At 46.8% G+C, this 24603-nt stretch carries 21 protein-coding genes; 15 read left to right on the forward strand and 6 right to left on the reverse strand.

Annotation, left to right across the window (positions count from 1 at the left end):
- Window positions 1–30: 30 nt before the first annotated feature.
- From HYN51_RS14595 to HYN51_RS14650, 11 genes are all read left to right on the forward strand, one after another.
- Window positions 31–222 (forward strand): hypothetical protein, encoded by a 192-nt coding sequence (locus HYN51_RS14595; RefSeq protein WP_108900689.1) that lies wholly within the window; start codon window positions 31–33, stop codon window positions 220–222.
- A gap of 39 nt (window positions 223–261) precedes the next feature.
- On the forward strand, window positions 262–4689 hold the full coding sequence (locus HYN51_RS14600) for a DUF637 domain-containing protein (protein WP_108900690.1): 4428 nt from the start codon (window positions 262–264) through the stop codon (window positions 4687–4689).
- The gene (locus HYN51_RS14605; RefSeq protein WP_108900691.1) at window positions 4686–5072 is read left to right on the forward strand and encodes a hypothetical protein; all 387 of its coding nucleotides are present in this window, start codon (window positions 4686–4688) and stop codon (window positions 5070–5072) included. The genes HYN51_RS14600 and HYN51_RS14605 overlap by 4 nt, the downstream gene beginning before the upstream one ends.
- A 122-nt stretch (window positions 5073–5194) precedes the next feature.
- Entirely contained in the window at window positions 5195–8863 is a 3669-nt protein-coding gene (locus HYN51_RS14610; RefSeq protein ID WP_108900692.1) for a DUF637 domain-containing protein, read from the forward strand.
- Entirely contained in the window at window positions 8863–9147 is a 285-nt protein-coding gene (locus HYN51_RS14615; protein ID WP_108900693.1) for a YrhB domain-containing protein, read from the forward strand. Before HYN51_RS14610 ends, HYN51_RS14615 begins: the two co-directional genes overlap by 1 nt.
- Before the next feature lie 236 nt (window positions 9148–9383).
- Window positions 9384–9590, forward strand: a complete 207-nt coding sequence (locus HYN51_RS14625) for a hypothetical protein (protein WP_108900694.1) — start codon at window positions 9384–9386, stop codon at window positions 9588–9590.
- 348 nt (window positions 9591–9938) lie between these two features.
- The gene (locus tag HYN51_RS14630; protein ID WP_108900695.1) at window positions 9939–10388 is read left to right on the forward strand and encodes a hypothetical protein; all 450 of its coding nucleotides are present in this window, start codon (window positions 9939–9941) and stop codon (window positions 10386–10388) included.
- Window positions 10385–10723 carry a hypothetical protein gene (locus HYN51_RS14635; protein ID WP_108900696.1) on the forward strand — a complete coding sequence of 113 codons (339 nt, stop codon included), beginning with the start codon at window positions 10385–10387 and terminating at the stop codon, window positions 10721–10723. Before HYN51_RS14630 ends, HYN51_RS14635 begins: the two co-directional genes overlap by 4 nt.
- 491 nt (window positions 10724–11214) lie before the next feature.
- Window positions 11215–11550 carry a hypothetical protein gene (locus tag HYN51_RS14640; protein WP_108900697.1) on the forward strand — a complete coding sequence of 112 codons (336 nt, stop codon included), beginning with the start codon at window positions 11215–11217 and terminating at the stop codon, window positions 11548–11550.
- Between the two features lie 251 nt (window positions 11551–11801).
- A complete protein-coding gene (locus HYN51_RS14645) occupies window positions 11802–11993 on the forward strand; it encodes a hypothetical protein (RefSeq protein WP_108900698.1) in 192 nt (63 codons plus the stop codon).
- Between the two features lie 75 nt (window positions 11994–12068).
- Window positions 12069–12401 (forward strand): hypothetical protein, encoded by a 333-nt coding sequence (locus HYN51_RS14650; protein WP_108900699.1) that lies wholly within the window; start codon window positions 12069–12071, stop codon window positions 12399–12401.
- Window positions 12402–12417: 16 nt separating this feature from the next.
- Here HYN51_RS14650 and HYN51_RS14655 read toward each other — a convergent pair whose 3' ends face one another.
- The 5 genes from HYN51_RS14655 to HYN51_RS14675 all read right to left on the reverse strand — a co-directional run bounded on the left by HYN51_RS14655 (window position 12418) and on the right by HYN51_RS14675 (window position 18161).
- Entirely contained in the window at window positions 12418–12984 is a 567-nt protein-coding gene (locus tag HYN51_RS14655; protein WP_230513981.1) for a DUF4291 domain-containing protein, read from the reverse strand.
- A gap of 249 nt (window positions 12985–13233) precedes the next feature.
- Window positions 13234–13989 (reverse strand): bifunctional demethylmenaquinone methyltransferase/2-methoxy-6-polyprenyl-1,4-benzoquinol methylase UbiE, encoded by a 756-nt coding sequence (gene ubiE / locus HYN51_RS14660; protein ID WP_108902080.1) that lies wholly within the window; start codon window positions 13987–13989, stop codon window positions 13234–13236.
- 88 nt (window positions 13990–14077) lie between these two features.
- On the reverse strand, window positions 14078–15586 hold the full coding sequence (gene rmuC, locus HYN51_RS14665; protein WP_407936325.1) for a DNA recombination protein RmuC: 1509 nt from the start codon (window positions 15584–15586) through the stop codon (window positions 14078–14080).
- 130 nt (window positions 15587–15716) lie between these two features.
- Entirely contained in the window at window positions 15717–16250 is a 534-nt protein-coding gene (locus HYN51_RS14670; protein ID WP_108900700.1) for a DedA family protein, read from the reverse strand.
- Window positions 16251–16415: 165 nt separating this feature from the next.
- Window positions 16416–18161 carry a sensor histidine kinase gene (locus tag HYN51_RS14675; protein WP_108900701.1) on the reverse strand — a complete coding sequence of 582 codons (1746 nt, stop codon included), beginning with the start codon at window positions 18159–18161 and terminating at the stop codon, window positions 16416–16418.
- Window positions 18162–18781: 620 nt separating this feature from the next.
- On the opposite strand from HYN51_RS14675, the gene gbpA reads away from it, so the two are divergent.
- Window positions 18782–20254, forward strand: a complete 1473-nt coding sequence (gene gbpA, locus HYN51_RS14680) for an N-acetylglucosamine-binding protein GbpA (protein WP_230513982.1) — start codon at window positions 18782–18784, stop codon at window positions 20252–20254.
- A gap of 140 nt (window positions 20255–20394) precedes the next feature.
- On the forward strand, window positions 20395–20661 hold the full coding sequence (locus tag HYN51_RS14685; protein ID WP_108900703.1) for a DksA/TraR family C4-type zinc finger protein: 267 nt from the start codon (window positions 20395–20397) through the stop codon (window positions 20659–20661).
- 141 nt (window positions 20662–20802) lie between these two features.
- Here HYN51_RS14685 and HYN51_RS14690 read toward each other — a convergent pair whose 3' ends face one another.
- Entirely contained in the window at window positions 20803–22068 is a 1266-nt protein-coding gene (locus HYN51_RS14690) for a BaiN/RdsA family NAD(P)/FAD-dependent oxidoreductase (protein WP_230513983.1), read from the reverse strand.
- 207 nt (window positions 22069–22275) lie between these two features.
- On the opposite strand from HYN51_RS14690, the gene pitA reads away from it, so the two are divergent.
- The gene (gene pitA, locus HYN51_RS14695) at window positions 22276–23766 is read left to right on the forward strand and encodes an inorganic phosphate transporter PitA (protein ID WP_108900704.1); all 1491 of its coding nucleotides are present in this window, start codon (window positions 22276–22278) and stop codon (window positions 23764–23766) included.
- 254 nt (window positions 23767–24020) lie between these two features.
- Window positions 24021–24452: a universal stress protein UspA gene (gene uspA / locus HYN51_RS14700; RefSeq protein ID WP_108900705.1), complete on the forward strand. Its 432-nt coding sequence runs from the start codon at window positions 24021–24023 to the stop codon at window positions 24450–24452.
- The last annotated feature ends 151 nt before the right edge of the window (window positions 24453–24603 follow it).

Here is a 24603-nt window from a genome sequence, read left to right on the forward strand (position 1 = left end):
CCGGTTGTTCATTGAGCGAGGTAAATTCCTATGCTTAATTCAACGGATATCGCATCAAACAATCTGGCATCAAGCGATCCATTAGAACTGGCGGAGCAGTGCCTCGCCCTGATTAGCGTGGTGGTTAAACTGGAAGAAGCCCCGGTAAAAGAGTCGCTACAGTTTATCTTACACGAGAAAATGGCGGCGTTATTTTCAGTGCTTTATACCAGCAACGGATAATTTCAGATCCGCCATTATCACTAAAACTTATAGACGCCAATGTGCGTCTATATTTTTGCGCCAACCCTCAGCGCACCGACCGGTCTGGATAGTCTGGACCCGCGTTCCGGCATTGAACATACCCTGCCTGGCGCTATCCCTACTGCGAACGGATTCCCGGTACCAACCGGAAACAATGGCCTGTTTGTCTGGAATTTAGACCCAGACAGCCCTTATCTGATCACCGCTAATCCGGCATTAGGTGAGCTGGGCTATCTGTCGCTGGGCGGACGCTCCAGTCAAATTGCTGGCTTTAGCGTGCTAGACCGCCTGATGGGCCGCCAGCCAACCTTTGGCCCACCCCATGAAACCGGCGCTCAATGGACTGACGTTAACCAGTACCTCGGCTCCGCCTACTTCCTCAATCAACTGGGCTTACAGCCAGAATCACGCTATCGCTTTTTGGGGGATGCCTGGTATGACACGCGCTACATTACCGATGCCATTTTGCGGCAAACCGGACAGCGCTATATCGGCGGTGTCGGCAGCGATTTAAGCCAAATGCGCTGGCTGATTGATAACGCAGCCCAAGCCGCTAACGGCCTCGGGCTGGCATTGGGTGTCAGCCTGAGCGACAAGCAGATTGCCCAACTGAGTCACAGTATCGTCTGGTGGGAACCCGTCACCATTAACGGTCAAACCGTACTGGCTCCGAAGCTCTATCTGGTGGCGGCGGATCAATCCAATGTCAGCGGCAGCGTTATCAGCGCTCAACATGTAGCCATTACCGCCGGTGATATTCACAATGACGGCGGCACCATCAAGGCTGACGGCATGTTGCATATGGTCAGCCGTGACGCCCTTATCAACCGCGAAGGGCTAATTCAGGCGGGGGATAACCTGACGGTCATCGCTAAAAACGATATCCAAAACCTGAGTGGCACCATTGAAGGACGTAACGTCACACTACAAAGCCTTGATGGCAATGTAATTAATCAAACCTTACATCAACAAACCCATATCAACGCCGATGGTAGCGAAAGCCGCCAGAACGCTAACACCGCCCTCTCCTTTGGGGTTTCCGGTATCACTGCCGGTATTCACGCCAAAGAGAATTTGGGGATTTCCGCAGCAAACGATATTCAGATTACCGGGGCGGAACTCAGCGCCGGGCAAAATGTCACGCTGAATGCCGGTGAAAATATTGATATCACCGCCAATGAAACGGTGAACTTACGCACTGGCTTCACGACCACCCAAGGCGATCATCGGCTGGATATCCATCAGCAAAAGAGCCATATCAATGCAACCGATGGTGCCGTCACCCTGACGGCGGGCGACAGCATCAGCGTGATCGCCAGTGATATTCGCGCCAACGATAACATAACGTTACAGGCTAAAGAGGATATCGCCATCCTCTCCGCTCGAGACCAGACCTCTCAAGCGAAAGACGGTAAGTTACAGCACGCCACTACCGATGTGCAGAGCAGCGACATTCAGTCGGGTCATAATCTGATTGTGAATGCCGGTAACGATATCGTTATGCAGGCCAGTACGCTCAATGCCAAAGATAATGTGCTGTTAGTGGCGGGTAACGACCTGACGCTGCTGTCGGATGCCGAATCCCGCTATGACCGAACCCGTATCAACGGCGGTTATAAAATTGAGCAACAGGTCACTCAGCAATCTACCGAGATTAATGCGGGTCAGAACGTGCTGATCGGTGCCGGAAACGACGCCACATTACAGGCCACGCAGATCGGCGCCGGTGGGGATATTCGTCTTCAGGCCGAGGGAGATTTGCGTCTGCTGACGGCGGAAGAATCCAGCTACTACTATGAAAAAACCAAAACCGGTGGCTTCTTAAGCAGTAAATCCTATGAGGAAGAGCGTTCCAGCACCACTCATAAAGCCAGCGAGCTGAACGCAGGCAACAACATCGCCATCACCAGCGGCGGCGATAGCCTGTATCAGGCCAGCAAACTGAATGCGGGCAATGACATCGCCCTGACCAGCACCGGCGGGCAGATCCAGTTTAGCGCGGTTGAAAACACCGATTTCCTGAAGGTGGATTCAAAATCCAGCAGCGTGACCACCCGGGTTGCCGGTCATGGTCATAACAATACTACCCAACAATTTGGTGAAATCACTCAGGGCGGTGAGTTAACTATTCAGGCGGAGAAAGGCATTCGTGCCGATATTCGTCAGTCATCAGCCCAGAGTTTAAGCGCTGCGCTGGAGCAAATGGAAAGCGCGCCGGAAACCGCTTGGGTCGCCGAATTGGCGGTACGTAATGATGTTGAGTGGCATGCGGTTCAAGATGCCTACGATGATTGGGAGTATGACAGCGAGAGCCTGAGCCCGGCGGCAGCGGCAGTGATTGCCATTGTCGTTACGGTGTGTACGGCGGGTGCGGGGGCTGCGGCAGGCGGGGCGGTTGCAGGGACATCCACTGTGGCCGCCGCTGGCGCGACAACGGCGGCGGCCGTTTCTGCCGCTACGGCAGCGGCGGTTCAGGCGTTAGCCGCGCAGGCTACTCTCTCATTGATTAATAATCAGGGAGATGTGGGTAAAGTTCTGAAGGACTTAGGCTCGAAAGATAACGTGAAGAGTCTGGCGGCCTCGGTGGTTGCGGCGGGTGTGATTGCCGGTGTGGATACGCAGATGGGCTGGTCGCAAAGTGGTAAAGCGGCGTCTACCTCCTACACCGCAGGCAGCACCACCGAGCAAATTGCGACCATTACGCCGGTGAGTCAGCCGAGTTTTGATACTTGGTGGACAGGCAACAGTCAGTTAAGCAGTTGGGATATCGCCCAGCGCACCGTGGTGCATTCCGGTATTTCCGCCGGGGTGGACACTGCCATTAACGGCAGCAACTTCCTTGAATCATTCGGTACCAGTTTGATGTTTAACGCCGGTAACGAGATGGGCCGCGCTTCGTCGTGGTATATCGGGGAGAATGCGGCGCTGTTTGGCGGCGATGGTTCCTTTGGTAAATCGGTGATCCACGGCCTGAACGGCGGGTTGATTGCCGAACTGACCGGCGGTGATTTTGCCGCTGGCGCGGGCGCGGGTTTTGCTACCGAGTTGGCTTCGGGTGTGATTGGCGGTTTTGCGTTAACGCCGGAAGAACAGCGTCAGGTGCAAAACGGTGAGAAGCTGTTCTATGTGGATGATAACGGGCTGGCCCGTATCATCGGCGGTAGCGTGGGTGCCATCATCACCAACACCGCCGACGGTGCGAATACAGGGGCGAACGTTGCGACGATTATCGATCAGAATAATCGGCAGCTTCACCAGACGGAAAAGGAACGGCTTAAAGAGCTAGCGGGTGGCGATGAAGATAAAGAAAAACAGCTGACGGCAGCGGCCTGTGCGTTAGTGAAATGTTCGGCAGAGTTTGCGGAAGGTACGGCTGAGAAGGCTGCTTATGAAGCATTAGAACTGGCTGGCAACCGGCCAGAATATGCCGCTCTTCGTGAACAACTGTCCCAAGAAAAGTTCCTCGTGAGCTATACCGACCCGCTAACCGGTGAGAGAGTTGTACAGGACTTTGCTATGTTCCAGTACAGCAACGCAAGCGCTATTTTAGATGGTGCAGTGTATGCCAATGGTGAATACCAACTCACAACGCGCGGAGGGGGATTAATACAGGCCACCACGGGTGCAGCAGAAATCATCGGAGGAGGTGTCGCCTGTGTGGGTGTAATCACATGTGCTGCGGGTGTCATCGTTGCCTCAGTTGGGTTTGATAATCTCAATGCGGGTACAAACACCTTAGTTTCAGGAAGCCCAAACAAAACAATCGGCGCGGGTCTGTTAGAAACAATGGGTGTTCCTGCTGAATATTCGGAACTGGTATATGCTGGCGTGAGTGTCGCAGGGATAACGACAATAGCCGTTAAATCGGTTAAAACCGGTGAAATTTTAAACCTGAGTATTACCAAGGAAGGGCAAGTTACAACAACCGCTGGTAATGTCTTGGATACTGCTGGGATGTCAACTTCGCGACATCCTCTATTAGACGACGCTATACCTCGTAACGGTGATAGGTTAGTTGTGAATCAAGGTGTTTCACCAACGTGTGGGCATAATACTTGTGGAATGGTATTGGACACACTGGGTAAACCTGTTGATATTATAGGATTAATTTCAAAAGTCCCACCTGAAGCGGGTGGTATAACCTCACTACAAGTTGCTAATATATTAAAAAGTGAAGGTGTTAGTGCTGCTGCTTGGGTTAACCGTACTGTAAGTGATTTAACTCGTTATACTGCTAATGGGACACCAATTATTGTCCGTATAGTAGATAAGACAGGTGGAAGTAGTTTCTCTCATTTTGTTGTTGTTGACGGAGTTACAACACGAAATGGAATATCTGTAGTCGCAATAAGAGATCCTTGGGGTAAACAATATTTTAGCCCAGTAAGTACATTTGAAAAGAATTTCACAGGGGACGTTGTTGTTCCTAAAGGATGGCAAAAATGATTATACATATAGATTTTCCAAATAATCTAATTACAGGTTCTTTAACTAAACAGAAAAATATACCTTGTACAATTAGAGTTTCCGATAGATTTGAAATTATATTTTCAGTTGTTTTTCCACAGACCGTTGGTACTGTTTTATTGTGGGATCGAAAATTATTAGAAGAGCGTGCAATAGCTAGAGCTGGAGGTACTTACACACACGACGAACCAGCCTTAATAACATTAGGTGAAAAAACGGAAAATAGTTATGAAGTGGTTGATTTATTTGTTTTTTATAATGATTTTGGATGGTGTCCAGTAATTAATAATAGCAAATATGCAATACCGACTAAATTCTGGGATAGTGATGATGAAGATCCTGATTACGTACCAAAGGCGTAAAAATAGACGTCTCGCTCAATTTAGCCACTTAAGTGGGGTGTTTTATGTCGAATGATCTTTGTGCTTATATCACTCCTACGCTTACTCAAGTGTTAAGAAGTATCTAGCTCAGACCCGATCTGGTGGCGGCGGATCAATCCAATGTCAGCGGCAGCGTTATCAGCGCTCAACATGTAGCCATTACCGCCGGTGATATTCACAATGACGGCGGCACCATCAAGGCTGACGGCATGTTGCATATGGTTAGCCGTGACGCCCTTATCAACCGCGAAGGGCTAATTCAGGCGGGGGATAACCTGACGGTCATCGCTAAAAACGATATCCAAAACCTGAGTGGCACTATTGAAGGACGTAACGTCACGCTACAAAGCCTTGATGGCAATGTAATTAATCAAACCTTACATCAACAAACCCATATCAACGCCGATGGTAGCGAAAGCAGCCAGAACGCTAACACTGCCCTCTCCTTTGGGGTTTCCGGTATCACTGCCGGTATTCACGCCAAAGAGAATTTGGGGATTTCCGCAGCAAACGATATTCAGATTACCGGGGCGGAACTCAGCGCCGGGCAAAATGTCACGCTGAATGCCGGTGACAATATTGATATCGCCGCCAATGAAACGGTGAACTTACGCACCGGTTTCACTACCACGCCGGGCGATCATCGGCTGGATATCCATCAGCAAAAGAGCCATATCAACGCAACCGATGGTGCCGTCACCCTGACGGCGGGCGACAGCATCAGCGTGATCGCCAGTGATATTCGCGCCAACGATAACATAACGTTACAGGCTAAAGAGGATATCGCCATCCTCTCCGCTCGAGACCAGACCTCTCAAGCGAAAGACGGTAAGTTACAGCACGCCACTACCGATGTGCAGAGCAGCGACATTCAGTCGGGTCATAATCTGATTGTGAATGCCGGTAACGATATCGTTATGCAGGCCAGTACGCTCAATGCCAAAGATAATGTGCTGTTAGTGGCGGGTAACGACCTGACGCTGCTGTCGGATGCCGAATCCAGCTATGACCGAACCCGTATCAACGGCGGTTATAAAATTGAGCAACAGGTCACTCAGCAATCCACCGAGATTAACGCGGGTCAGAACGTGCTGATCGGTGCCGGAAACGACGCCACATTACAGGCCACGCAGATCGGCGCCGGTGGGGATATTCGTCTTCAGGCCGAGGGAGATTTGCGTCTGCTGACGGCGGAAGAATCCAGCTACTACTATGAAAAAACCAAAACCGGTGGCTTCTTAAGCAGTAAATCCTATGAGGAAGAGCGTTCCAGCACCACTCATAAAGCCAGCGAGCTGAACGCAGGCAACAATATTGCCATCACCAGCGGCGGCGATAGCCTGTATCAGGCCAGCAAACTGAATGCGGGCAATGACATCGCCCTGACCAGCACCGGCGGGCAGATCCAGTTTAGCGCGGTTGAAAACACCGATTTCCTGAAGGTGGATTCAAAATCCAGCAGCGTGACCACCCGGGTTGCCGGTCACGGTCATAACAATACTACCCAGCAATTTGGTGAAATCACTCAGGGCGGTGAGTTAACCATTCAAGCGGAGAAAGGCATTCGTGCCGATATTCGTCAGTCATCAGCCCAGAGTTTAAGCACTGCGCTGGAGCAAATGGAAAGCGCGCCGGAAACCGCTTGGGTCGCCGAATTGGCGGTACGTAATGATGTTGAGTGGCATGCGGTTCAAGATGCCTACGATGATTGGGAGTATGACAGCGAGAGCCTGAGCCCGGCGGCAGCGGCGGTGATTGCGATTGTCGTTACGGTGTGTACGGCAGGTGCGGGGGCTGCGGCAGGCGGGGCGGTTGCAGGGACATCCACTGTGGCCGCCGCTGGCGCGACAACGGCGGCGGCCGTTTCTGCCGCTACGGCAGCGGCGGTTCAGGCGTTAGCCGCGCAGGCTACTCTCTCATTGATTAATAATCAGGGGGATGTGGGTAAAGTTCTGAAGGACTTAGGCTCGAAAGATAACGTGAAGAGTCTGGCGGCCTCGGTGGTTGCGGCGGGTGTGATTGCCGGTGTGGATACGCAGATGGGCTGGTCGCAAAGTGGTAAAGCGGCGTCTACCTCCTACACCGCAGGCAGCACCACCGAGCAAATTGCGACCATTACGCCGGTGAGTCAGCCGAGTTTTGATACTTGGTGGACAGGCAACAGTCAGTTAAGCAGTTGGGATATCGCCCAGCGCACCGTGGTGCATTCCGGTATTTCCGCCGGGGTGGACACTGCCATTAACGGCAGCAACTTCCTTGAATCATTCGGTACCAGTTTGATGTTTAACGCCGGTAACGAGCTGGGCCGCGCTTCGTCGTGGTATATCGGGGAGAATGCGGCGCTGTTTGGCGGCGATGGTTCCTTTGGTAAATCGGTGATCCACGGCCTGAACGGTGGGTTGATTGCCGAGCTGACCGGCGGTGATTTTGCCGCTGGCGCGGGCGCGGGTTTTGCCACTGAGTTGGCTTCGGGTGTGATTGGCGGTTTTGCACTAACGCCGGAAGAACAGCGTCAGGTGCAAAACGGTGAGAAGCTGTTCTATGTGGATGATAACGGGCTGGCCCGTATCATCGGCGGTAGCGTGGGTGCCATCATCACCAACACCGCCGACGGTGCGAATACTGGGGCGAACGTTGCCAATATTATTGACCAGAATAACCGTCAGCTTCACAAGTCGCAGTTGGAACGCATTGATGAACTGGCGGGTGGAGATAAAGAGAAGAAAGATCGCCTGTTCGCAGCAGCCTGTGCGTTAGAGAAGTGCTCGGCAGAGTTTGAGGTGGGAAGCCAAAGTTACAACGATATGTTGGCCTTTGAAACTCTGGGGGCCAGCGATGAGTTTGCGGCAGAACGTGCGTTACTTGCCATGCAAACCGCTTATGTCCCGGTGTATGCCGGAGGGATGAATCAGCAGGCCGAGTTGCCATTATTTGACTATTCCTCTCGCGATTATGTGAGCGACCTGACGTTACGGCTGGATAATACCTATGCCGTTACCAATCGGGCGACCGGATTAGTGATGACCGTCGGCGGTGAAGTTCAGGCTATTGCGGGAACGGGGCTTTGTACTACCGGTGTTGGTTGTTTATACGGTGTAGGGCTAACTGCATCAGGGTTGGATACTGCTTATACGGGTAGTAATGCCGTCATCACTGGAAGTCTGAGCACTCATACTGCTGGGGCGCAGTTGCTGGAAAGTTTTGGGGTGCCGCGTGAGTACTCGGAAATTGTTTATAGCCTAATGCAGATTAGTGGGGCTGCGGGGGCAAGTCGTTATGCGGGTGGATTGATTGATAATGCGGTACCGGTTAGTCGGAGCGGTGTGGTTGATGATATTGCTGTAACGCATGAGATATCAATTACCGAAGAAAGTGCGGGTTCAATTCGAAATGTTAATCCCGGCTACCCTATATTAGGACGCACTCATAACTGTACGAATTGCGTTATAGCAACGGATGCTACTTTGGGGGGAAATCCTGCTTCAGCATTACCTATATATTCGACTAGTGGCGTTCCTTTAACTGTTTTAGAGAAACACTTTGGTACCAAATTTAAATATGTATCTTCATCTAAAGATATTACTCAACAAATGATAAATGAAGGTTCAGGAGCAAGAGGAATTGTGTTTGGTTCATATGGACCGGGCCAAGTCGGACATGTATTTAATGTTGTTAACCAAAATGGCACAATTAGATTTCTTGACGGACAAATAGGTAAATCTGCTGATCTTAGCCAGTTTAAATCATTCCAATTATTGAGAACAAATTAATGATAACTTTTGATGAAGCAGTAAAAAAAGCTAATGACTATTTAGAAAATATAGGTATTCCTGCTGTTATGACTCTTCAGGGGCGCTTTTCCGAAGGATGGTTTTTTTGCTTTCAGTCTCGTAAATATTTTGAAACAGGGAATTTTTCAGATCAGCTTACTGGAAATGCTCCATTCATAATTGATAAAGATAGCGGTGATATCCACACATTAGGAACAGCATACCCTCTAGAAAAATATTTAAAGGATTACGAAGACGGGAAAAATAATAACAATCTTCTCTAATAATATATTGATGATAATGGATTAACGGCGATTATCGATCAGAATACTTACCAAAAAAACCAGCAATGTCCCTCTGTATAAAGTCCCTCTATCAAATGGAGGAAAAGGGCCCGGATATGAACTGTTCACATAGGCCTATCCGGAGTACGGAAAAGGCGGAGCATTACAATTATTACCTATTGAAAAAGGATATCTTGTTACTTTCGATAAAGTAACTATTCTTCCAGAGTAACATTATGACTAATGAAGAACTTAAAATAAATCTTAAATATCTTATAGATAAATACGTTCAAGAGGACCAAAAGGATAGCTTATATTCTTATATTATTCATGAAGACATTCCAGTAAAAGGGGTTTTGGCTGATTTGAATAAATATAAGACAAGAGCACTTGATCAAGCTGATAGTGACTTAATTAAAAACATTTATTTCTATAATTGCTGATGATTATATGAAAGAGGTCAAAAAATGACAAAAGAAGCTCTTATTCATCAATTGGATATGTTAGGTGTGTATAAGAGCAGTTATTCTCTAGGCAAATTGAAAATAGTGATTGTATTTGCATCATAAAAGAAAATGAACAATGGATTGTTTATTATGTAGAAAGAGATAAACCTGTCGTTTTAGCATCTTTCCCAACAGAAAGTGATGCGTATATATTTGTTTTAAAACAATTCAAATAACGAGCCGGGCGCGCTTCTTCATGGTATATCGGGGAGAACGGCCGCGCTGTTTGGTGGTGATGGTTCCTTTGGTAAAATTGAAGTTTTTGGAAGTGATGGTAAATTTTACATGGAGGTTGGCTCCGGACTAACGCCTAAGATTGATAATTATTTGGCGACGTTGGCTGGGGCTGAGAAGAGGATTGGTGGAACAGCATTAGATCGCTTACCTGATGCAGAACTAGGGTTATATAACTATAGGGGTGTACATTTAGGTCATCCTGAATGGGATAATGCATTAAATGGTAAGGTTGTTCCTGGAAATATTAATTCACAACTATCAGCAGAAGAACATAATCTTGGTGGTTTTTCGGATATTAGTCCTTTCACTTCATGGACCGATAATCCAAACATTGCAAGATATTTTGCTGGAGATGATGGAATAATTCTGAGAGTTCCAACTGGTAGCCCTAAATCAGGAGATAATTGGTCATGGAAAATATCTATGGATGAGTATCTTGAAAGAGAAATTTTACTTAAAGGCCCAAGAAGCGGCGACGTAGAGGTATTTTTGCCATGAAAAACGAATTTATACTATCTGAAGTTATATTACCGGAAGACATAAAGGGAAAAATATTATCCTCAGAATTATCATTCTCTAAATTTTATGCTCGTAACCCACGAGATGAATTACGGGAATTAATAATCCACCTTAAGAATACTGAAATATCTGGTCTGGTTATTTTGGGTGGGAAAGAGTCAATAGAAGTATTACAGAACATCCAGGATGAATTAATTGATATTTTTGCAGGAAAAAATAGCTCTTACTTTTTCAAAATATATATAAATAAAAATAGTAATGATGCCATATCATTTATAATGATAGATAGAGACAAAGGTAACATTATCAACTGATAGAACTTCTTTGGTACCTTGCACAAAATGCTGGCAAAAAACAATCGGGAGTTATGTATATTGATTACAGAAAATCAAGTTGAACCCGATTCATTAACAATGCATTAATCTCAATTATCTTAGTAGGTTATTGGAAAGTGTAATTGCTATTTTTAGTCTTTCTGACGATGTCTTATCACCCAAAAAAGGGGATACCGCCGCGTGGTGAAACCAAAACGGGTAGTATTGAGATTTTGGGTAGTGATGGAAAACTTTATACGGAGGCAGGCTCTGAGTTACCTAATAAGCCCTTGGATAATATCTATATATTTACTAATACTGAGTAGGGGATAAATGGGGTAGGAGATGCTGTTCTAAATCCTTATGAGATGACTCAGTCACGCGTAAACATTATGAATGGAAGTCAATCGAGTGTGCTGATTGGAATCATGCATGACAGTTCTTACTGATAAGAGTGGAAATCTTATTACTGCTACACCGGGGAGAATTAAATGAAACTAATAGGATCTCGAACAGAGGCTATCCGGCGCGTTCAATTACTAAACTCTGAATCATTAATTAATGAAAATCCAATAATAGTTAATTTTTTGAATAAACAATATGGGAATATAAGATCAGTATACGCTTTAGCGCACACGCCAGAACAAGGGGTGGATATATACAGATTAATAATTAATGGTAATTTAATTATTGGTTTTGAGTTATCACACATAGATAATCAAATCAGTGAAATTTTCGATATGTCAGTTGAATACTACTCAAAACAGTTGAATAGTAAATCTGATAAATTAGATTTAGCCATTGTATTAGATTTAGCTAATAACTGAACTGTCCTAAATATAGGGAAGTGGACACCGTAGTCAGGCAGGTGAATATTTCGCCGAAAAAGCAAAACCCCGCAGTGCTAGACACACTAACGGGGTTTCTGACCACAACGTTATTAGGAGTAACATCATGGCTGTCAAAGAGCATACCCAAACTCACTCTAAATTTATACCCATCAGATCTTATTTCCGATCCGGATCCAATAAACGATCTTCTATCGTATCCGGTTGTTCATTAAGCGAGGTAAATTCCCATGCTTAATTCAACGGATATCGCATCAAACAATCTGGCCCCAAGCGATCCATTAGAACTGGCGGAGCAGTGCCTCGCCCTGATTAGCGTGGTGGTTAAACTGGAAGAAGCCCCGGTAAAAGAGTCGCTACAGTTTATCTTGCACGAGAAAATGGCCGCGCTATTTTCGGTGCTCTATGCCAGTAACGGATAACATCTGACCCATCGCTATTATTGAAACTTATAGACGTCGGTATGGCGTCTATATTTGTTAGCCAGAGGAATAATAATGAAACACATCTCCGTCCCCACCAGCAAAGCAGCCATGAGCCGTTTGAATCTTGATACTTACATCACAGGAGATTTAATTGAACTTTATCTCAACAAAGAACAGTATCAGGCGCTCTGGAAGACTGGTGTTATTGAACAGATGAATAAAGCCCTGAACATCATGATTGATGATTTTGAAGATGAGAAGCTATCAGGTAACGATCGCCTTCTTCATGCCCAGCAGATTATTGAATCTAAACTGATCTCAACCCATTGTGAAATCCTGCAAAAACTACTCACTCTGGTCAATAGCGCTATAAAACACAACACCGGACTCTTCTTCTATTTCTAAACCAGCAAACCACACGCTACCTATAAACCCTCTCCAACGGCAACAACGCCGCTGCCCGTTCCATCGCCCCTTCCACCACCAACGCCCGAATCTCATGGGCTAGCGGCGTCACGTCAGTAATCCGACATATCCACTGGTTTACATAACGCTCTACTGCCTCTTCCCCTAAACCAATCTGGATAGAACGATATTCAAGAGGCTGAAGCAGTAAATTGCGCTCAGGATCCCACTGGATACGAACCGGAGAGTCACGTTTTACTTGCTCCCATTCTTCCTTGCTCATTGATGGTTCAGCATGGCTGCCACAACTGTGCGCCAGCGCCCATTCAAAACCTTCACGGGTGATATCAATGGCCAGAATACGCGCCTGACCGGCGTCTTTATAGCCCCACCCGGCGCGATACATCATCCAGAGAAATGAGGGCTTTATCCAGGTCATGCGCGCCATCTTAAAAGGGGGAGAAATAAACGAGCCGTGAGCCAGTGCCGACTCGGCAATTTGGTTGGAATAGGCCTGATAAACTCGGATGGTATTATCGTCGAACAGCGCTCGAATTTGGCGATAGGGGGGCAATGCCATCATGTCAGAAATCCTTTTATTACTTGATGATGAAGCACTTTGTCAGTGGGGAGAAATCATAATACAGGAAGAGATTTGGTGGAATACGGCTAACACTCACGCGACTATAAGGTAAATATGGCGGTCTAAACGCTCGTTACCACTGGCAACTCAGCCCACTTTATCTCTACCTGCTCCCTCAGACAGAAAACCATATCTACCCAACTATCAAAATATCCGTACCCGCAGGCGAAATAGGCGCTGCGGTTATGATTAGTACTTAAAGCCCCGATGCAGCGCAACAATCCCACCGGTCAGATTAAAGTAACCAACGCCGTCAAACCCGGCCTCTTCCATCATGCTTTTTAACGTTTCCTGATCGGGATGCATACGGATAGATTCAGCTAAATAACGATAGCTATCGGCATCGCTGGTGATCATTTCGCCAATCTTTGGCAAAATATGGAACGAATAAGCGTCATAGGCCGAATTGAGTAACTTCACTACCGGTTTAGAGAACTCCAACACCAGCAGACGACCGCCCGGTTTCAGCACGCGAAACATTGAGCGCAATGCTTTATCTTTGTCGGTGACGTTACGTAACCCAAAGGAAATAGTAATACAATCAAAGTAGTCGTCTGGAAAAGGCAGCGCTTCAGCGTTAGCCTGTACATAATTGACGTTGCCGATAATTCCCATGTCGCGCAGCTTAGAGCGGCCCATTTTCAGCATAGAATCATTAATATCGGCTAAAACGACTTCTCCCTTTTCACCCACCAGCCGTGAAAATTTCGCCGTTAAATCGCCAGTTCCACCCGCCAGATCGAGCACTTTTTGCCCTTCCCGAACGGCACTACAGTCAATAGTGAATCGTTTCCAAACCCGGTGAATCCCGAATGACATTAAGTCGTTCATCAAGTCATATTTTGAAGCTACAGAATGGAAAACCTCAGCAACCATTGCGACTTTTTGATCTTTTTCTATCGTGCGAAAACCAAAGTGCGTCGTGGTTTCCTGCGTTTCGTTCATCATGATTAAACCTGATTTAATAAGTCATATGAATTAATTGAGTCTACCAGAAACAATCTGAAACATATCCACCAATAACTCTTTTTTACTATGTTTCAGTAATATCAGAAGAATTCTCTATTCCTGAGGTGTTATCTGGCATTTTTGATATCGATTCAGCTAAAGCTGGTTCAGATATCGCAGTATTCATCGGGCGTTTTACTTCAACGCCTAATGCTCGAAAACTTTCTACCTGCCCAATGACGTTACCCCGCCCCTGAGACAGTTTATTCATCGCTTGCCGGTAATTATCCTGCGCCTTGTCCAGACTCATACCCAGCGATGTCATATCATCAACAAACAGCCGAAGTTTATCATACAGGCGCGCAGCCCGGTCGGCGATCTGTTGAGCATTCTGACTTTGGTGCTCATAACGCCATAAATTACCGATGGTTCTTAATGCCACCAGCAATGTCGTTGGGCTAACCAGCATAATATTGTTCTGTAGCGCTTCACCGATCAATTCGGGTTGCCGATCGATGGCTAATAAGAAAGCAGGCTCTACCGGAATAAACATCAGCACGTAGTCTAAAGAGCGTAACCCCGGAAGCTGGTGATAATCTTTACGACTGAGCAAACGGATATGTGATTTGATGGAAGCAATATGTTCATGCAGTGCTTGGCTGCGTACCTGCTCATCATCACTGTTAAAATAGCGCTCATAACTAACGAGGGACATCTTAGCATCAATAACAACATCTTTCCCCTGTGGAAGATGAACGATCACGTCTGGCTGTTGGCGATTGCCCTCTTCACCCTTCATATTAACCTGGGTTTGATATTCATGGCCTTCGCGTAAACCCGATGCTTCCAGCACCCGGCTTAAAACCACTTCGCCCCAGTTACCCTGAGTCTTATTATCACCTTTCAGGGCTTTGGTCAGGTTAAGCGCTTCCCGAGCCATCTGGGCGTTCAACTGTTGTAAATTACGGATCTCATGGGTCAGGGTGTGGCGTTCCCGCGATTCCTGCCCATAGCTGTCCTGAACTTGACGGCGGAAACCGTCCAACTGTTCATACAGTGGGAGAAGTAGCCTATCGAGACTCTGGCGATTCTGCTCATCAACCTTACGACCGCTCTGTTCAAAAATACGATTGGCTAAATTTTCAAACTGTACCGTTAACCGCTGTTCGCTACTGATTAACAAACGCTGCTTTTCTTCAGAAGCAAAACGCGTCTCTTCCAGACGGGTGGACATCTCCCGTAGCTCAACTTCCAGCGAATTATTAATGCCTTGCAGGCTGCGTAGTTCCTGATTCAAACGCTCGCACTCTTCGTGCCATAACGCCTGTTGCTGGGCTTTTTCTTGCAGCGCTGCTAGGCGAGCATACAGTTCGCGCAGGTCTAACTGCCCTTTTTGCAGCTCCTGCTGTTGAATTTTTCGTTCTGATTGTAACTGCTGATTGTCTGAATCTGCCTGATCCAAGTGTGCCGTCAGCAATGCGATTTGATTTTCTAGCTGTAAGTTATGGCGCTGGTTATAAATAGCCATCACCAGTCCACCCATTAATAGCCCTGCCAGCGCAGCAGCAAAAATCATCATCAAGCTGTTATCCACCGCGCCTCCGGCTTTTGATATGCGAACATCACAAATTAGTAGGGGTTAAAAGTAAGAGAATACTGTATAAATGTCCATATTATTTTGGCTAATTATGCGTAATTGTTCCCATTATCGCTAAACAGAATGGCTAAAAGCGCAGATAGTGAGCAATCCATTGAAGACCAAAGGCTCCGGGAGCCAGAATCAGAAAGCCCCACAGCATGGCGGAGGTCAGATTAACTATCTGAAAAGATTTCAACGGCATATCACAAATACCGGCCACTAACGGTACCGTTGCGCGAAAAGGGCCAAAAAAGCGGCCGACAAATACGCCGATGGTTCCCCAACGGTCAAAAAAGTGCTGACCACGTACCAGCATTTGTGGGTTACGTGATAACGGCCAGATATGCGCAATGCGTTCTTTATAGTGCCAACCCAGCCAGTAAGATATCCAGTCGCCAAAAAAAGCACCGAAGGATGCCGCTATCCATATAGGCCAGAAAGCGATACCGCTTTCACCAATAATTGCGCCAATACCTATCAGAATCACCGTTGCAGGAATAAGCAAAGAAAGAAAAGCGATAGACTCGCCAAATGCCAGAAAAAAAACGACAGGAACGCCCCACGCCTGATGGTCGCGAACAAAGTTCATGGTTGATGTGATGATATAGTCAAGGGTCACACTGCTACTCCCGTTTTCAACGCCTACATTTAGCAAGGTTCTGGCTATAAAAAGCAATATTCTTTTGATGTTTATGCAGTAGACAACATGCTATTTTCACCCGTTCTATGCCACAAAAAAACCGGGCATATCCCGGTTTCTCTTTCCATTAACCGCGTTGAGCGATTAAGCCGCAGGTCTGGCCTCTGATGATATACCGCCCATTTCCTCACCGCCGATAGCCGGGACGCGAATAATAACGCGCGTATAGACTTCCGGCTGGCTTTCCACGGTCACACCATAATCATAACCGTGACGCGCCTTAATTCGCCGATCCACCAGACTCATTCCCAAGCCATCACCATTCGGTCTTGGGTAGTAATTACCGGCGTTATCCTCCACCAATAAAACCAGTGCATGATGGTGGTGATCGGTCGTATCAAAATAGCCTTTAATGCTGATATGGCCTTCGGTCAATATCTGAGAAGTACCGTGCTTAATGGCATTTTCCACTATAGGTTGCAGGGAGAATGCCGGTAAAGAGAGAGGCAGTAACGCATCGGGTATATCAATATCAACGGTTAGCCGGTCGGCAAAACGTGCTTTTTCAATTTCCAAATAGGCATTGATGTGCTCCAGCTCATCACTCAGGCTAACTTCATCGTTACTACGCTTTAGGTTCTTACGGAAAAAGGTCGATAATGACAGTACCAAACGACGCGCGTGCCCGGGATCTTTGCGTATCACCGCCGACAGCGTATTTAACGCATTAAACAGAAAGTGCGGGTTAACCTGCGCATGGAGTAATTTGATCTCTGATTGTGCCAGCAGTTGTTTTTGCTGTTCGAATGTTCCCGTCAGAATCTGCGCCGACAGCAGGTGAGCTATCCCTTCCCCTAACGTGCGGTTAATGGAGGAGAAGAGCCGACTTTTCGGTTCATATAACTTAATGGTTCCAATGACCGTCCTTTCTGCACCACGCAGCGGGATAACCAGCGTTGATCCCAGTTTGCAGTTAGACGTAATTGAGCAGGCATAATGAACTTCGTTGCCATCGGCATACACCACCTGATTATTCTCAATGGCTTTATGGGTATGGCGAGATGTGATTAACGCGCCGGGTATGTGGTGATCGTCACCAATCCCAATAAACGCCAGCAGCTTTTCCCGATCGGTAATCGCCACGGCTCCAACGCCAAGTTCTTCATACAGAATTTGAGCAACGCGCATACTGTTTTTCTGGTTAAACCCTTGCCGCAAGACCCCTTCCGATCGGGCCGCTATCTTCAATGCTTTGGCGGAGAATGCAGTTGTGTACTTTTCAAAAATCGCCCGACGGTCCAGCAGGATTCGCATAAACATCGCCGCACCAACGGAGTTAGCAATCATCATCGGTAGTGCAATATCGTTTACCAAATGTACCGCCTGAGAGAACGGTCGGGCAATCAGTAATATGAGCAGCATTTGCAGCGCTTCGGCAAACAGCGTAATAGCAGCAACGATCAGCGGCTGAAAAAGAATATCCATTCGATTATGACGGATCAGATAGCGGTGCAGTAAGCCCCCGACTAAACCTTCTACAATCGTCGACAACATGCAGGCCGTTGCTGTCATACCGCCCATAGAATAGCGATGCAAACCACCGGTCAATCCCACAAAGAAACCAACGGATGGCCCGCCCAATACTCCGCCTAAAACAGCACCCATTGCTCGTGTATTGGCAATGGAATCATCAATTTGTAAGCCGAAGTAGGTTCCCATAATGCAGAACATGGAGAAGGTGAAATAACACAGCAATTTGTGAGGCAGGCGAATAGTCACCTGCATCAAAGGAATAAACAGTGGTGTCTTACTCAGCAGATAGGCAATAACCAGATAAACACACATTTGCTGTAATAAAGAAAAAATGAGGTCAATCTGACTAATTTCCATGAGGTGTGTTTCTCTGCGTGGTCAAAAATGGTTCGCTGACTATTCTAACATCAGTTACTAATTATCCCCGTCTTTTTACACTATCTGACCGCATTTCGGTACTCTTGGTCCAATATAGGAACGTTCACGCCAAAACAGATAAAAAAAAGCCAGCACGTGGCTGGCTAAAATAAACATTGGAAGCAATGTGAGCAATGTCGTGCTTTCTCGAGGTGAGCATAAATAACCGCCCCTTGAAAACACGTAAATAATAATCATTATCAATATCATCTGTAAAGCTCTTTTTTATTAAAATGAGAATATTTCTCATCTAAATGGCTATACCTATATTTTTCAACTAAATAACGATTATTAATTCCTATACTATAATTGGGGATACTGCCTGCTTGGTTCCGCGTTTCCTTCCGCTCTTCCAAATGTGTTAATAAAAACAAGATATTAATTAATACTGCCAATAATCATAAATATACAAAATAAAATATTAAAAAATAGAAAATCAAAAATAAATTTCGAGATATTAAACTAATATGATGAGTAATCGTTCTGTTATGGAATGTGATTCCACGCTGATAAAACAGTATACAACCAGCACATGTTACGAAGTTTATTTTTGGAGGTTGATGATGATCCCTGCTTTATCTCTCAGGGGGCTGGCGAGCGCTCTGGTAATCGTAAGTCCGTTAGTCTGGGCTCATGGCTTCATTAGTGAGCCGCCATCTCGCGCTTATGCCTGTACCCTTGGGCAAAACGTAGATTGTGGCGATGTGGAATATGAACCACAAAGTCTGGAGGCCCCTACCGGCTTCCCTAATAGCGGCGGCCCGGCTGACGGTAAGATGGGCAGTGCAGGGTCTTCACGATTCACCCAGCTAGATGAACAAACCGCCGTGCGCTGGAAAAAAGTCAGTATGAAACCCGGCGACAATACATTCACTTGGAAATTTACGGCCGCCCACCCGGTCAATAACTGGCGTTACTACATCACCAAACAGGATTGGGATCCCAATCAACCACTGACTCGCGCTTCCTTTGATCTCACCCCATTCTGTAAGATCGACGGGAAAATGGCGATGCCTCAAACCATCACCAGTAAAAACTGTAATGTACCTAATCGTACTGGCTACCAAGTGATTCTGGGCGTGTGGGAAGTCGCAGACACCCCTAACAGTTTTTATAATTTGATCGATGTTGATTTCTCTGGCGGTAGTGAAACGGGCGGTGGCGGTTCAAATACCCCAGCCGTTATCGATACTTGGGCAAAAGAAGTGGGTAGCATTCAGCCATTCGTCGATCTGAAACGTGGCGATAGCGTTAAGTTACGGGTTTTCGATAGCCGTGGTGAACGTTCCGATCTATCGATTCCTTACACGATTGAAAGTGACGAAGGCGGTGCTAAAAACGTTTGGGCACATGACTTTGCGGATAAAATTAATGCATCTCAGCAATTAATTCGTGCCGGACAAAAAGCAGGAGCCGACCAGTTTAACTCGGTATACGGTAGTAATACCGTGTATGCCACCGAAGCCAGCGGGATAAACCATACTGAAATTCAAATTGATCAACAGCCTGTGCCAGTGACGTCATCCGTTACCGTTACCGGTGTTGAACCAACGTATACCACCAACCAGAGCGGCGATCTGACATTGACATTCAATGTGGCGGTTAGCGGGAAGTTAACTGTTGAAACATCCGTTTATGATAGTGCCCATATGCAAAAAGTTTATGATAGTGCCGAAATGGACAACAACCATAAGGGCTTCTCACTGACCATGAAAGGACTGGCTTCAGATAATTATGGGCTGCTTGTTGTCGGAAAAGATGAGAAGGGTAATGTTCAGCAACAGATCGTTAAGTTCGCAGTTACCGTTCCGGCCAGTGGTGGCGGTGGTACCGCAAGTTATGATGCGGTCTTCCCGGAAAAAATCACCACCTACAAAGCGGGCACTAAAGTGCTGCAACAAAAAGATGGAAAGGTTTATCAATGTAAACCTGCACCTTACAGCGGTTTCTGTAAACAATGGGCTACAACAGCGACCGGTTTTGAACCCGGAGTCGGTGCCAGTTGGGAGATGGCCTGGTCGTTGGTCAAATAACCCTTCACGGTAAAACATCCTCTAAAAGAGCCTCCAATACTGGAGGCTCTTTGCATAATATGGCATACGCCAACTCGGCTATGACCTGCTAAAATTAAGTTATCCCAGTTCAAATAATCGGCTGATTGAGGCGTTCTATCATGGCAAGCGGATGGACGGCAGACGGCGCCGTGCAGGATCAAATTGATAGCACCATTTCAGATGCGGTAGCTAAAGCCCGTTCTCAATTACATCATGGTGAAAGTGCCACTCACTGTCTGGAGTGTGGTGACCCTATTCCACAAGCAAGAAGAGATGCCCTTCCCGGCGTTCAATATTGTCTGGCCTGTCAAACCGAGCTAGACAAGAAAAACCTGCATCAGGCTGGCTATAACCGTCGGGGAAGTAAAGACAGCCAACTGAGATGACTGCTGCTGTCTATAGGTAAAATAAAGGCCCGCAATCACTGATTGCGGGCCTTTAAACTTAGTTGATGTCTGATTTAAAACTTATATTTAAATCCAAAAGTTACTGCGGTATTACTGTAGCCAACGTCACACTCAGATACTTTAACGATGAACTAACGCCTGCGCGCACGCCCATGCTGAACTCCATGCCCACTGGAAGTTATAGCCTCCCAGCCAACCGGTAACGTCTACCACTTCGCCAATAAAGTAGAGGCCGGGAACCTGTGCCGATTCCATCGTTTTGGATGACAGCGCTTTGGTATCGACACCACCCAGCGTAACTTCCGCGGTACGATAACCTTCGGTACCATTCGGCTGAATTTGCCATTGCTGCAATACCTCGGCTAACTGCTGCTGTTGAGGGCCGGTTAACTGCTTTAGCGTCACATCAGGCACTTTATTCAACATTTGCAGGCTTTCCACCAAACGTTTAGGCAGATGACGCGCTAAGGTGTTCTTCAGGCTTTGATTAGGGTGCTCTGCCCGTTCCGCATTCAAGAAGGCATCCAGATCTAAATCTGGCAGCAAATTAATGGTGATCGACTCACCCGGCTGCCAGTAGCTGGAGATTTGTAGTATTGCCGGCCCAGAAAGGCCACGGTGGGTAAACAGTAGGCTCTCTTTGAAGCAAGTACCATTTTCTGCCGTTACGCTTACCGGTACCGCAACGCCAGACAGCGCTTGCAGCACTTCCAGCAGCGGCTTATGCAGCGTTACTGGCACCAGCCCTGCTCGAGTTGGTAGCAGGTTAATGCCGAACTGCTCCGCTATCTTATAGCCAAATGGCGTCGCCCCCAATCCGGGCATAGACAAGCCACCGCTAGCGATAACCAAAGACTTAGCTTGAACCTCTCCCGTGGATAACTTAACCAGAAAACCCTGTTCATTACGTTCTACGCTGAATACTTCACTACGCATCCGCAAATCAACATGTCCCTGTTCACACTCTTTCATCAGCAGGTCAACAATATCTTCCGCGGAGTTATCACAAAACAGCTGCCCCAGCGTTTTCTCGTGGTAAGCCACCCCATGACGAGATACCAGCTCGATAAAATCCCACTGGGTATAGCGGGCCAGCGCTGATTTACAGAAATGCGGGTTGTGGGATAGATAGGCCGTATGGTCAGCATACATATTGGTAAAATTGCAGCGACCGCCGCCGGACATCAATATTTTCCGCCCTGGTTTTTTGCCATTATCCACCAACAGAACATGAAGCCCCAGTTGCCCAGCCTGAGCAGCACAAAACAACCCGGCAGCGCCGGCACCGATAATCAATACGTCCGCTTGTTCAACCACAAAAACCTCTGAAATTTCGGTCTGCCGACCGCACGACTTCCTATTCTGTGCCAGAATTGTATTCATCATCTGCGGTTCTCGCCAGAAGATTAGATTTTACTAGCGTTGCAAAATTATTTTCAGCGCCAAGTTTATGTTAATAATAACAGTTGGTTACATTTGTAAATACATGTAAACGAGTCCGCAGAATCGAAAAAAAAGTTAATTTTTTCTTTGCCGATACGTTAATTGTGCTGATAATGCGCCGGTCTACCTCCATTACTGACAGTAAGGTTTATGCTAAACATATTTGCAGGACTAGAAATTCATACTGCCCTAATGCTGGGTCTCGCATTACTGTTTGTTTTATTTTATGAAGCTATCAATGGCTTTCATGATACAGCAAACGCAGTAGCCACCGTTATTTATACCCGCGCAATGCGTGAGCAGCTTGCTGTTGTTATGGCGGGTGTTTTCAACTTTCTTGGTGTCGTGCTTGGCGGATTAAGCGTTGCTTACGCTATCGTGCACCTGCTTCCAACGGATTTGCTGCTTAACATCAATTCAACACATGGCCTTGCTATGATGTTCTCGGTGCTATTGGCGGCGATTATATGGAACCTAGGAACCTGGTATTTTGGTATTCCGGCTTCCAGTTCACATACTCTTATTGGTTCTATCATTGGTGTTGGTTTAACGAACGCCATCGTGACAGACTCCTCTATCGTTGATGCGCTAAATCTGCCAAAGATGATTCAAATTTTCCTGTCGCTGATTCTGTCACCGCTGGTTGGTTTGGTTCTGGCGGGTGCCATGATTTTCTTCCTGCGTCGCTTTTGGAGCGGCAACAAGAAGCGCGAACGCATTCACTTAACACCGGCAGAACGTGAAAAGAAAGATGGCAAACGTAAGCCGCCATTCTGGACCCGTATCATGCTGATCCTATCCGCCATTGGTGTCAGTTTCTCCCACGGTGCGAACGACGGTCAGAAAGGCATTGGTTTGCTAATGCTGGTATTGATTGGTGTGGCTCCGGCTGGGTTCGTGGTGGATATGAGTGCTAACGGTTATGAGATTTCCCGTACTCGTGATGCCTTGGGCCACCTTGAGCAGTACTATCAAAATCATCGTGATGCCATTCCTCACATCGTAGGTCAAAACAACAATGACCCGCTGCCTGCCATGAGTACAAGCACAGAATATCACTGTGATAACTCCCGGGCGCTGGTTGCTATCAGCCATTCACAACAGATGCTGAGTGGTCTCGATAACTATGAACCGCTTGTTCCAGAACAACGTAGTCAGCTTCGTCGCCTGTTGTTATGTGTTGCTGATACCGCCGCTAAAGTCACCAAACTGCCGGAAACCACTTCTCAGGATAAGCGTTACATTAAAGAACTGCGAGAAGACGTGCTGGTTACCGTTGAATATGCACCTATCTGGATTATCATTTCTGTCGCATTAGCGCTAGCGCTGGGTACTATGGTGGGCTGGCGACGTGTTGCCGTGACTATCGGTGAGAAAATCGGTAAGAAAGGCATGACCTATGCTCAGGGCGTTTCTGCACAGTTAACCGCAGCGCTCTCTATCGGCGTTGCCAGTTACACCGGGATGCCGGTTTCCACCACACAGGTTCTTTCTTCTGCCGTTGCCGGTACTATGCTGGTTGATGGTGGCGGCGTGCAAAGTAAGACCGTTAAAAGTATTTTCTTAGCTTGGGCTTTAACCCTTCCTGTTGCCGTTATTCTTTCCGGCACTCTGTACTGGATTGCTCTAAAGCTGATTTAGCAGGGTGAGAACGTATGAATAAAAGACCCCGTCGTGTGATAAACACGCGGGGTTTTTTATTATCTGTAACTTTAACGATCTCACACGGTCAACTCTCAGCAAAATCGGCAATAACATGATGATTCTTCATAAGAATTAATATCAAACCTATTCGGCAATAAAAGCGCACGTCATGTGATCGATATACCACTTTAATCAGGTATATTGAGCTATTATTAAGTCAAGTGAACGGATCTTACAGAAGGAGCCATCCTATGTCATATAAACACATTCTGATTGCAGTTGACCTATCTCCGGAAAGCAGCGTGCTGGTTGAAAAAGCGGTATCGATGGCTAAACCATACAACGCCAAAGTTTCTCTGATTCATGTAGATGTCAATTACTCCGATCTGTATACCGGGCTGATCGACGTCAATATGGGCGATATGCAAAAACGCATTTCTGAAGAGACCCATAATGCACTGGCCGAGCTGGCAAGCAATGCGGGTTACCCTATTACTGAAACCCTCAGTGGCAGCGGCGATTTGGGTCAGGTACTGGTTGATGCGATTAAAAAGTATGATATAGACCTCGTACTCTGTGGGCACCATCAGGATTTCTGGAGCAAGTTGATGTCTTCTGCTCGTCAGCTCATTAATACCGTACATATTGATATGCTGATTGTTCCTTTACGGGAAGAGGAATAACGCATCACATAAACCACTCAACGCCCGCTCCATGTGGGCGTTTCTTTATTTAACTGATTAAATAATTAGCCTATATTCAGCAAACCCTCTCTTATAAATAAGAATATCCGCCCTTTATCAAGGCTACTTTTACATTCAGATAAATATACTG

Origin of the sequence: Limnobaculum parvum (genome assembly GCF_003096015.2) — a bacterium.
Taxonomy (GTDB): Bacteria; Pseudomonadota; Gammaproteobacteria; order Enterobacterales; family Enterobacteriaceae; genus Limnobaculum; species Limnobaculum parvum.